This window comes from Streptomyces sp. 150FB (assembly GCF_000818195.1).
Taxonomy (GTDB): Bacteria; Actinomycetota; Actinomycetes; order Streptomycetales; family Streptomycetaceae; genus Streptomyces.
Genome location: NZ_JTHL01000001.1, coordinates 7604373 through 7614767, shown reverse-complemented (window position 1 = coordinate 7614767; position 10395 = coordinate 7604373). Strand labels below are relative to the sequence as shown.

Here is a 10395-nt window from a genome sequence, read left to right as displayed (position 1 = left end):
GGTGTCTTTTTCTTGGCTCTGTCCCGTAATCGGTGGTTGCATTCTGTGGTGATCACTGGAGGAGGATGCGGTGGCGGAGGAGGGCGAATCCGGCGCGTCTGTGGATCTGTCTCATGGTCCTCTTGGTCCGTGTGTTGACGCCTTCGGTGCGGCCGTTGTAGTGCGGGGTGGTGAGGCCGGCATCGACGGCTGCACGGTCGATCTCGAGGCCGGTGGTGAAACTGCACAGGTGGGGCAGGTCGACGGCACGGGCTGCTGTGATCCACTCGGTGAGCTTCACGTCGTTGTCCTTGGCAGGCTTCAGCAGGGTGGCGAAGCCGCGCACAAGATCGGCGAGTGCGGTCATCTCCGGGCAGGCCGCGGCGATCTTCTCCAGCAGGGCCGTCTCCGTCGGGCGCAGGTTCTCGGGGGCGGTGAGCAGGAGGCGGCTGGCGTGACGTGGGCCCTAACGGGCACGTCTGACAGTGGTTTGGTCGGCCCCGCCCGCAGTCATGCAGGCGATGCCTCCGAAATGGTCGTCGACACGGCAAAGTCGCCGAGCCGACCGGAACCGGTGCCACTCTTCCTTTCGAATGGACCGAGTGGTTCAGGCGGCCTGCCCGAGACCGGCGGCGAACATCTCTGGCGGCAGCGACCGCTCACGGTACTCGGCCAGGAACGCGAACACACTCCCCACCCGGAATCAGTTCCCGGCAGCTCTCCCACACATCCGGCCCGACGTTCGCCCCGACCTATTCCCCCTGCACACACAGCAGTCTGGCCCCACGTCACCATCCGCGGGGCCAGAAACCCGAGACTTTCAGTGATCTTCTAGTCGTCGTACAGGTACCGGTTCGGCTTGCCACTGAGGAGCGGCGTCGCTCCATCCATGCAGCCGGTGGCGAATGCTTCTCGATGCTCGGGGGTGTCAGCAGCCAGATTGGTGTCCATGTAGTCGTCGGCCTTCCGATCACACAGGATGTCGGCCACGGCCATATCCGCCTTGATGGCTCCTTGGGCAGACCCGTCGCTCTGCGGCAGGCTGTCCTGTTGGTCTGGGGAGAGGCCGACCTCTTCGCGGGATGTAAGCGCCTTGTCGCCGACCGCGAAACCTGCTTCGTACGACTTGCACAGAGAGGAAGTGCACGGACGCTCGGAGGCGTCTGCCGAAGACTGCGACTGATCACTCGACGCACACCCCGTCACCGCCAGACCCAAGAGCACCAGCCCCGGCAGGACGTACCTTGCTGCACCCATGCGGAACGCTCCTGTCGACTGGAGGGTGTTCGAATGCTAGCTCGTAACTCGACAGCACATGGTGCGATCTTCTAGACGCGACCGGACGGCGCCTGCGGCCACAACGGGCGTCCGCACGACCGAGATACGCAGGGGCTGAATCGGGCCTCAGGCCGTGCGCCTACTCCTCCTCGTCGTCGATGGGGATCAACGGGTACCGGTCCTTGATGGTCACCCACGCCTGACCGCTCGGCTCGATCTTGAGCACGTCGGCGTCACTCGGGAACTCGTGGAGGTTCGGGCAATCGATCAGGTTGCACTGCTGGGAGAAGTGCTGCCAGCAGTAGCCCGCTCCGGCAGCGAAGACATGTTTACCAAGGGGCTGCATACAGTCCTGGCAGATGGCTACAGGCCCGATGTACTCGTGGATGTCGAGGGCGAAGTGCTCGCCGCCGGGGTACTCCATGGGCCCATCGGGCATCTCCATGGTTCGCCCGGTCTCCCGCAGCTCCAGTGTTCGCAGAGTCCCGGTTGCCTTCACCGGCTCGCCGCCCGCCGTGGGAGCAAACTCGTCGAGGGCGGCGAGCCACTCCTCCCGGCTCGCGTACGGCTCACGGTTGCGGACATCGAACCAGAGATGAGCGAAGCATCCGACGACAGCCTCGAGCCGATCGAGCAGCGGCGTAAGCGTGATGCAGGAGCCATCAGTCTCGCCGCAGCTTGGACAAATTTTAGGAATTGGCACAACGGCACACTCTATGCGTGGGCGGCTCCCGCGCGCGGGCCGTCCGGCGCATCGGGACGGCCGTGGGCCTCCGGCTTGGACACTACGGACCGTGGCTGGTGAATGTGGCGTCGGTGATCTTCCGCCCGAAGCACGGGGCAATCCTGGTCTACCTCAGACTCGATCCGGACACGGTCGAGCTGGAGGGGGGCACCCGTGATATGCGCGGCCTCGGCCACCTAGGGACCGGGGGCGTGCCTGGAGGTGCGCCTTGTCTCGACAGCCGGCCTGGAGAAGGCGGCGTCGCTCATCCGGCGGGCGTTCGAGGCTTCCTAATGCTGTCGTCAAGCGGCCGTAGCCATCGGCGGTGTCACTTCGTAGCACCGTCGGTCGCGGATCAGGGCCCAGATGACGTTGACACGTCGGCGGGCGAGGGCGAGCACGGCCTGGACGTGCCTCTTCCCTTCCGCGCGCGTTTCGGTCGTAGAACTGCCGTGAGTTCGGGTCGTAGCGGACGCTGACGAGCGCGGAGGTGTAAAAGACGCGCTGGAGTCTGCGGTGGTAGGTGACCGGCCGGTGGAGGTTGCCGCTGACCTTGCCCGAGTCGCGAGGAGCTGGGGCGACGCCGGCGAAGGCCGCCAAGGCATCCGGCGAGTCGAACTCGTCCAGGTCGCCGCCGACGGCGGCGAGGAACTCGGCACCGAGAGTCGCACCGATGTCGGCGAGTTCGTGCTCGCGAAACCGGCCCTCGATGAGCTTGTCCAACTCGGAAGTATGCGCGTTGAGGGCCATCACCTCCTCAGCCAGCGTATGGACCAGCTTCGCGATGGTCTTCTCCCCAGGCACGGCGGTGTGCTGGCGCGCGGCGGCCTCGACCGCCACTTCGGCCAGGTCCTTGGCACTGCGGACCTTGCGGTTGGCCAGCCACTTTGTCAGCCGGGCGACGCCGGCCCGGCGGATCACAGCCGGGGTCTGGTAGCCCGTCAGCAGCTTGAGGGGGCCGGCGTTAGTCACGTCCAAGGCCCGCTCCAGGGCCGGGAACATGCTCAGCAAAGTGCCGCGCAGGCGGTTCACGACGCGGGTGCGGTCCTCGACCAGGTCAGACCGGCGCCCGGTCAGCAGCTTCAGCTCGATGGCTGCCTCGTCACCGGGCCGGGTGGGCCGCAGGTCGCGGCGCACCCGGGCCTGGTCGGCGATCACGTAGGCATCGCGGGCGTCCGTCTTGCCCTCGCCGCGGTAGCCGTCGGACGCCCGGTTCACCAGCCGGCCGGGCATGTAAAGGACCTCTTGGCCGTGGCTGACCAGCAAGGCCAGCAGCAACACGGGTTCCCCACTGGTCATATCGGTCGCCCAGGTGACCTCACGCCCCGTCGGCCAGGTCCAGGACATCCCCGACCAGCTTCAGCAGCTCGGGTTCGTCATTGGCGACCCGCCGCGACAGCAGTGTCTTGCCGTCCGCGTCCAGGGCAAGGCCGTGATGGTGGCCCTTGCCGACGTCGATCCCCGCCCATATCCGGCTTATCGCACTCCTGACGTGCGTGTTCGTACTCTTCGTGCCACGGACGACCTTGCCGGCATTGCTCTACACAGCGACTTGTTCGCACTTCCTAATCGGCGGCCGAGTCGTCGTGGGGCGCTGAGCGGCAAAGCCTCGATTGCCACGAGACGGCAGCGGCCTGAAAGCCACACCCAGCGCCCTTGGGTGACCCAACCCTACGAATGGCTCGATCAGCCCGGTCAAGAAGGTAGAGCGGCCTGACGCAACGAGAAGGGCGGCTGGCGCATCGGTTATTCGATGCGCCAGCCGCCCTTTGGCGTCTGCGGCCCGTCGGCCCCGGGCTCTCTCCGTTCTCACGCTCATGCCTCCGGTCCGGCCAGCTCGAAGTTGTCCTTCGTCAGTTCGGCTCGCAGCCGCTCCTCGGCGACGTCGGCGTAGTGCGCGGACAGCTCGACGCCCATGAAGCGGCGTCCCTCGCGCAGGGCCGCAACGCCCGTGGAGCCGCTGCCGGTGAACGGGTCGAGGACGGTGCCGCCCTCGGGGCAGACCTGGACGAGCTGCTGCATGACCTCGACTGGCTTCTGGGTGATGTGAACCCGGCCCTTGCGGGGCTGGGAGGCGATGTAGTGGCCCGGCAGGTAGAGGTCGCGGGTGTTGTCGAGGGAGCCCTTGACGCCCCAGACGATGAACTCCGCGTCCTGCTTCGGTCCGCCCTTGCGGGGCCGGCTGGACGGCTTGATCCACGGAATCGTGCCGCTCCAGGTCCACCCCGCCATCTGCAGTGCGTCGGAGGTAGTCGGCTCCTGTCGCCAGTCGGTGAAGACCATCGCGACCGCGTGCTCGGTCGAGGCCCGGTACGCCTCGGTGAGCAGTTCGGTGAGCCAGGAGCGGTAGGAGCGCTGGTCGCGGTTCTCTCCCGGGAAGTTGGCGAGGTCGTGCGCCGAGTTGCTCGTGACGTACTTGGCACGTGCGGTGCGGCCGGTTCGATCGGAGCTGGTACGGCCCCCGGAGTTGTACGGCGGGTCAGTGATCACCGCCTGGACGCTCTCGTCCGGGAGTGACTTCAGGGCGGTCAGGGCATCGCCTCGGTGCAGCGTGTAGCTCATGGGGAGGGCCTCTCTTCGGGCACGGCGGAGTCTGGACCCGCTCCGGACAGCGCTCAACGGCGTGCATCCGGCGCGAGGTTGCAGCGGAGGTTAACGGCGAATTCCGGCCGCGCCTAACGAGGTGGCTCCCTGCTTCGGGCCCCTGGATGGCAGTCGTTTGGCGCGGCCGGAATCCCGGTCTACTGTCTCGCCGTGCCACCGGGAAGGAGCGTTGCTCCACCCCCGTTGAGCTGTGCTTATCCGTGCCGTCTCGTCCAATCGAGCAGCGTCGGAGGCATGTTGCCCATCAGCCCGCGAGCGCCGTGAGGAGGCCCCTGTGCCCTGCCTGAGATTACGAGCGCGGCTGGCTGCCGCGCGTGACCTGAAACCGGCGTCCTGGAGCTACCAACTCCTCTGACCCGGGCCCGCCGAGAGGCGGATGCACATCGGCGCGGTGCCGACGGCTTTGCACGAGAAGTCAGCACCGCGCCTCCTACGAACACCGAGGAGCCGCTGCGATGCAGCATGCCCTGACACACCCGCGCCCCGACCCACCTCCGTCGCCTGGTCCGCATCGCCGTCGCGCTGAACGGCGGCGGCCGTGAAGAAGACGACAGGAGCGCTCGTCGGTCTGTGCGCCACCGGACCACTCCTGCTGGCACTGCCGATCCTCGGCATCGGTGCCGGGACCGCCTCGGCCTCGTGCTCGACCGGCGGTGCACAGGGTGTGGACACCTCCGCCGTCGCCAAACAGGTGAAGGCCATTCTGGACGGCGGCGATAAGGGCTCGGTCTCCGTGCCGGGCCTGGACGCGCCTGCCGACCAGGTGCCCAACGCCAAGACGATCCAGGCCACGGGCGTCGCGATGAACATCCCCGCCCGAGGGCAGGTCGTCGCCCTGGCGACCGCGCTGCAGGAGAGCGGCCTGCGCAACCTGACCTACGGCGACCGCGATTCGCTGGGTCTCTTCCAGCAGCGGCCGTCGATGGGCTGGGGCACGGCCAGCCAGATCCTCGACCCGGTGCACGCCTCGACGAAGTTCTACGAGGGCCTCAAGAAGGTCTCCGGCTGGCAGTCCCTGTCTGTCACCCAGGCCGCCCAGGCGGTGCAGAAGTCGGGCTTCCCGGAGGCGTACGCCAAGTGGGAGCCGCTGGCCACCGCCCTGCAGAAGGCCATCGAGCCCCTGCTGCGGGAGGCCGGCGGTGCATCGCCGAGCCCGTCGCCGTCCGGTTCTGCCGATGCCGGCAGCCCCTCTCCCGATTCCGCGGGGGGTTGTTCGGCGGACGGTGACGGGACGGACTTCGGCACTATCCTGGCGGGCGCGTTGCCGGACGAGTACAAGATTCCAGCCTCCGCGCCGCCGAAGGTGCAGACGGCCATCCGGTGGGCGCTCGGCCAGCTCGGCACGCCGTATCAGTGGGGCGGCACGTGCACCGACTCCCACGGCAAGAACCCGATGGGCCGCTGCGACTGCTCCTCCCTGATGCAGGGCGCGTACAAAGCCGCCGGGGTCACCCTGACGCGGACCACGTACACGCAGGTCAAGGACGGCAAGGCCGTCTCGGTCGATGCCCTCAAGCCGGGCGACCTCCTCTTCACCGAGGGAACGGCCGCCGTACCGGAGCACGTCGGGATGGCGATCGGGCAGGGCCTGATCGTCCACGCCCCGCACACCGGTGACGTCGTACGGATCACCACCGTCGCGTCCTGGAAATCGCGGATTCTCGCGGCCCGCCGAGTCGTCTGACCGGCGCTCCTCCCCCTCCCCACCTCCCCTCACACCGCTGGTTCACCCCGCCGGGCCCTGGCGTGCGCTCACTCGAACTGGAGTTCCCATGTATCTCGCTGACCAGGTCATACAGCTCGCCTACGACCCCGGAATCAAGCCGAACGAGGGCGGGCTCCCTGGCCTCAACGTCCTCAAGCAGGTGATGGGCTCGATCAACCTCTTCGGGCTCATCGCCGTGGTCGGAGCCCTCGCCGTCAGTGCGGGCGTGTGGGCCTGGGGCCACCACTCCGGTGGTCACCAGGCCGAAGCGAACGGGAAGAAGGGCGTGCTGGTCAGCGCGGGCGCGGCCCTTCTTCTCGGTGCGGCCAACGGCGTGGTGGCGTTCTTCTCGACGCTCGGGACGCAGGTCCACTGATGGCTCAGCACTCCACCCACCCCGGCGGCGCATCTCGCGTGCGCCGCCCGGCGCTGCTCGGCACTGCCGTCCTGGCGGTGCTCGTCGCCCTCGCCGGCCTGGCCGCCTACCTCACCCGCGAGGGCCGAAGCCCCTCCGATACTGCGGCGCCACCGCCGAGTTCGCCCACGGCGTCCACGTCGTCTGCGCCACCGTCCGGGCCTCATACCCGGCCCCGCGCTCTGCCTGTTCCACCGAAAACCCACGACCCGATCACGTACGGGAAGGCCGCCGCCGCAGCGCTGTGGTCGTACGACACCCGCGCGTACTCGCAGCCCGAGCTGCGCAAGGCGCTGCGTGGCTGGGTGACCACGGAGTCGAAGTACGCGGATCCGGCCTCCGTCGACCAGGTGGTCCCCTCGGCCGTGCTGTGGAAGGAGATGGCGGCCAACAAGCAGGTCGCCACCGCCAAGGTCAACGAGGGGCACTTCCCGCACGCCTTCACCCAGGCCCTCCAGGACGACCCCGGGGCGATCACCCAGGCGTACGTCTACGCCGTCACGGTCTCCGGCAAGCAGTCGATTCGCTGGAAGGGCGCGTCCGCCGGCGGCGCGGAGAGCCGTTCCGCCACCCTCGCGGTCCAGTGCCGGCCCAACCACCCCTGCGCCCTGGTCGGCGTCATGCCGTCCGTCGCGCCCTGACCCTCGCCCCAGAACGGAGGTACGACCCATGGGAGTCTGCGACTTCCCGCTGATGGACAAGGTGTGCGGCGCTGTCGACTTCGCCACCAACCCCGCTGGCACCGTCACGGACGGCCTCGGCGCGTGGATCGCGAAGTCGGCGGGCGAGCTGGCGTCCAGCGCGGCCGACCTGGCCGCCAAGGCCGTCAACAAGACAACGGCCATCGACCTCAACGCCGGATGGTTCCGTGACAACTACGAGCTGCTGCTGCCCATCGGCCTCGCTCTGACCGTCGGCATCTTCTGCATCCAGCTCATGACCGCGGCCTGGCGCCGAGACGAACGCGCACTCGCCAAAGCGGCGTTCGGCACCATGACCGGAGTTCTGTTCAGCTTCTCCGCCATCGCCTTCACCACCGTCGCCATCACTGTGGTCAACGCGCTGTCCGACGGCCTCTTCAAAGCCGCCAACACCTCGATCGACGACGCGATCCGCCGTGTGATCAAGGTCGATCAGATGGGGGCCATGTACGGCCTCGGCTGGGGTGTGCCCGCGCTGGTGGCCTTCGGGTGCGCGATCGGTGCCTTCCTCTACTGGGGCGTGATGGTGGCCCGCAAGGTCGGCGTCCTGATCATGGTCGCGCTCGCGGTGTTCGCCGGGGCGGGCGGCGGCTGGGAAGTCGCCAAACGGTGGCGGCGCGGCTGGATCGAGGCCACCGGCACCCTCATCGTCTCCAAGCTGTTGATGACCGTGGTCTTCCTGATCGGCGTCTCCGCCATGGGCAAGACCGACGCCAGCGACGGAATGGCGGCCCTGTCCGACGCGATGGCCGGCATCGTCGTGATGGTCCTGGTGTTGCTCTGCCCCTACGCGACGTACAAGTTCGTCCACTGGGCCAGCGACGGCGGCGGCCACGACGACATGCACCGTACCGGCGTCGCCGGTATGGCAGTCGCTGCTGGAGCAGCGAAGACCGCGGGCAGCCTCGCGATGCGGGCCAGCACCGGCACCCCCGCTCCGCAGGGTCCGAACCAGGTCCCCGGTGCGGGGACCGATGGCGTCGCCTCCGGCATCAACCCCTCCGGCGGCAACCTCAGCAAGGAGGGCATCGACGCCGGGCCGCCCAAGCAGCAGACCCGCTTCCGGTACGGCGAAGACCCGGACGCGAGCGGCGACAAGGGCCGGGCTCTGATCCAGCGCCCCGGGATCCCGCCACTGATCACACGTCCTGGCGAGGACGAACCGGAAGGGTCCGATTCGGCTGTCCAAGGCGTGGCGGGCGGCTCCGGTCACCTAGCAGGCGCATCGGCTCCGGGCGGCGACATGACCTCCATGCCGCCAGCCGACCCCGGACCTTCGACCTCGGGCACTCCGGCGTCCGCGTCCGGGCCATCGGCCACCGGCTCCGCGACGCCGACGAACTGGGTGTATCCCACCCAGCCGCCGTCGGGTTCCTGACCCACATCCCCCGGGGGCGGGCCGCACTCCACGGCCCGCCCCCGCCCCCCCACCAGCAGGAAGGTCTCGCCATGACGTCCAGAAGAGCGCCGCGCGCCCCGTCCTCCGCCCGCTCCCACCGTCTGGAACCACCATGTCCGGCAAGCACCAGTCCTCCACGCCCACCGTGAAGTTCCCGCACCGCAGCAGGCGCGGCGTCCTGCTCGGCCTGTCCGTCCCGCAGTTGGTCGTCGCCGGGCTCACCGGCCTTCTCCTTCTCGCCGTGATCCTCGCCCGCGGTGTGGTCGGCGCCCTCCAGCTCATACCGCTGTGGGCCGTGATCGCCCTGCTCGTCTTCGTCCGCCACCGAGGCCGTGCTCTGGCGGACTGGACCCCGATCGTCGTCCGGTACGCGCTGCGCCGCATGCGAGGCCAGCTCGTCTGGCTCACCCGGCCCTCCCGCCGGCCGACCCGCGAGGGACTGCTCCACCTTCCCGGCACCGCTGCCAGCCTGCGCGTGACCACTGCTCCCGACGGCAAGTACGGCGCCGTCCACAACCCGCACACCGGGACGCTGACCGCGGTGGTCAAGGTCTCCTCCCGCGCCTACGCCCTGCTCGACCCCGGCACCCAGCAGGCCAACGTCGGCGGCTGGGGACGCGCGCTGGCAGCCCTCGCCCGCACCGGGCAGATCGCCCGCATCCAGGTGATCGAGCGCACCATCCCCGACTCCGGCGACGCGCTGCGCCGCTACTGGGAAGAGCACGGCCGACCCGACACCCCGATGGCCGGGGCGATCTACAACGAGCTGATCCAGAGCGCCGGCCCCGCAGCCGCCCCGCACGAGGCGTACGTCGCGGTGTGCCTGGACACCAAGGCGGCCCGTCGGCTGATCAACCAGGCCGGCGGCGGTCTCACCGGTGCCTTCAGCGTCCTCGCCCAGCTCACCTCCACGTTCGACCAGGCGGCGCGGACCGCCGGTCTCACCCCGACGGGCTGGCTCACCGCCCGCGAGATCGCCGCCGTGGTGCGCACCTCCTACGACCCGAAGGCGCTGGCGACACTCGACCGCTGGTCCACGGCCGGTCGCCCCGAGGCCGAGCCCGCCGCCGCCGGCCCCGTCGTGGTCGTCGAGAAGGCGGACCACATCGCCACCGACTCCGCCGTGCACGCCACCTACTGGGTGGAGAACTGGCCGCGCACCGAGACCAGCGCCGGCTTCCTGCACCAGCTCCTGTTCACCGGCGGCGTCCGGCGCACGCTGTCGCTCTCCTACGAGCCGAAGAACCTCGACGCCGCCCTGCGCGACGTGCAGCGCAAGAAGTCCAGCGTGATCGCCGACGCCGCCGAACGGGCCCGGCGCGGTCAGGTCGACTCCGAGGCGGACTCGATCGAGTACCAGGACATCAAGTCCCGCGAACGCCAGCTCATCGCCGGGCACGCCGACGTCGCCCTGACCGGTCTGCTGACCGTCTCGGCCGACACCGAGGACGAGCTGCGCACCGCCTGCGCCGTCGTGGAGACCGCCGCTGTCGGCGCCCAGCTCGATCTCCGGCCGCTGACCTGGCAGCAGGCCGAGGCGTTCACCGCCGCCGCCCTGCCGCTCGCGCTTGCTGCCTGACCCTTCCCTTC

Annotated in this window: 8 protein-coding genes and 3 pseudogenes; 6 read left to right on the top strand and 5 right to left on the bottom strand. The window is 69.1% G+C overall.

Annotated elements, in window-relative coordinates; genetic code table 11:
- Positions 1-52: 52 nt before the first annotated feature.
- From QR77_RS32750 to QR77_RS32740, 3 genes and pseudogenes are all read right to left on the bottom strand, one after another.
- Positions 53-442 (bottom strand): annotated as a pseudogene (locus QR77_RS32750) (transposase); the annotation flags it as partial.
- Positions 443-810: 368 nt separating this feature from the next.
- Positions 811-1236, bottom strand: a complete 426-nt coding sequence (locus tag QR77_RS32745; protein ID WP_040025672.1) for a hypothetical protein — start codon at positions 1234-1236, stop codon at positions 811-813.
- A gap of 160 nt (positions 1237-1396) precedes the next feature.
- On the bottom strand, positions 1397-1960 hold the full coding sequence (locus QR77_RS32740; RefSeq protein ID WP_040025671.1) for a hypothetical protein: 564 nt from the start codon (positions 1958-1960) through the stop codon (positions 1397-1399).
- Positions 1961-2055: 95 nt separating this feature from the next.
- Here QR77_RS32740 and QR77_RS50095 point away from each other — a divergent pair.
- A pseudogene (locus QR77_RS50095) lies at positions 2056-2275 on the top strand (hypothetical protein); the annotation flags it as partial.
- 8 nt (positions 2276-2283) lie between these two features.
- Here QR77_RS50095 and QR77_RS32735 read toward each other — a convergent pair.
- Positions 2284-3461 (bottom strand): annotated as a pseudogene (locus QR77_RS32735) (IS110 family transposase).
- Between the two features lie 335 nt (positions 3462-3796).
- Entirely contained in the window at positions 3797-4543 is a 747-nt protein-coding gene (locus QR77_RS32730) for a site-specific DNA-methyltransferase (RefSeq protein ID WP_040025670.1), read from the bottom strand.
- A 580-nt stretch (positions 4544-5123) separates the two neighbouring features.
- Here QR77_RS32730 and QR77_RS32725 point away from each other — a divergent pair.
- From QR77_RS32725 to QR77_RS32705, 5 genes are all read left to right on the top strand, one after another.
- Positions 5124-6269, top strand: coding sequence for a C40 family peptidase (locus tag QR77_RS32725; RefSeq protein ID WP_040025669.1), 1146 nt, complete (start codon positions 5124-5126; stop codon positions 6267-6269).
- 88 nt (positions 6270-6357) lie between these two features.
- Positions 6358-6666, top strand: a complete 309-nt coding sequence (locus tag QR77_RS32720) for a DUF6112 family protein (RefSeq protein ID WP_023421641.1) — start codon at positions 6358-6360, stop codon at positions 6664-6666.
- On the top strand, positions 6666-7346 hold the full coding sequence (locus QR77_RS32715) for a hypothetical protein (protein WP_040025668.1): 681 nt from the start codon (positions 6666-6668) through the stop codon (positions 7344-7346). Before QR77_RS32720 ends, QR77_RS32715 begins: the two co-directional genes overlap by 1 nt.
- A 28-nt stretch (positions 7347-7374) precedes the next feature.
- Positions 7375-8784 carry an ATP-binding protein gene (locus QR77_RS32710; protein WP_040025667.1) on the top strand — a complete coding sequence of 470 codons (1410 nt, stop codon included), beginning with the start codon at positions 7375-7377 and terminating at the stop codon, positions 8782-8784.
- A 133-nt stretch (positions 8785-8917) separates the two neighbouring features.
- Positions 8918-10384: an SCO6880 family protein gene (locus tag QR77_RS32705; protein WP_040025666.1), complete on the top strand. Its 1467-nt coding sequence runs from the start codon at positions 8918-8920 to the stop codon at positions 10382-10384.
- Positions 10385-10395: the final 11 nt, after the last annotated feature.

What these genes read in the sequence shown, in the direction of transcription:
- QR77_RS32745 (WP_040025672.1), bottom strand. Translation starts at nt 1,236, where the DNA reads ATGGGTGCAGCAAGGTACGTCCTGCCGGGGCTGGTGCTCTTGGGTCTG.
- QR77_RS32730 (WP_040025670.1), bottom strand. Translation starts at nt 4,543, where the DNA reads ATGAGCTACACGCTGCACCGAGGCGATGCCCTGACCGCCCTGAAGTCA.
- QR77_RS32720 (WP_023421641.1), top strand. Translation starts at nt 6,358, where the DNA reads ATGTATCTCGCTGACCAGGTCATACAGCTCGCCTACGACCCCGGAATC.
- QR77_RS32715 (WP_040025668.1), top strand. Translation starts at nt 6,666, where the DNA reads ATGGCTCAGCACTCCACCCACCCCGGCGGCGCATCTCGCGTGCGCCGC.
- QR77_RS32710 (WP_040025667.1), top strand. Translation starts at nt 7,375, where the DNA reads ATGGGAGTCTGCGACTTCCCGCTGATGGACAAGGTGTGCGGCGCTGTC.
- QR77_RS32705 (WP_040025666.1), top strand. Translation starts at nt 8,918, where the DNA reads ATGTCCGGCAAGCACCAGTCCTCCACGCCCACCGTGAAGTTCCCGCAC.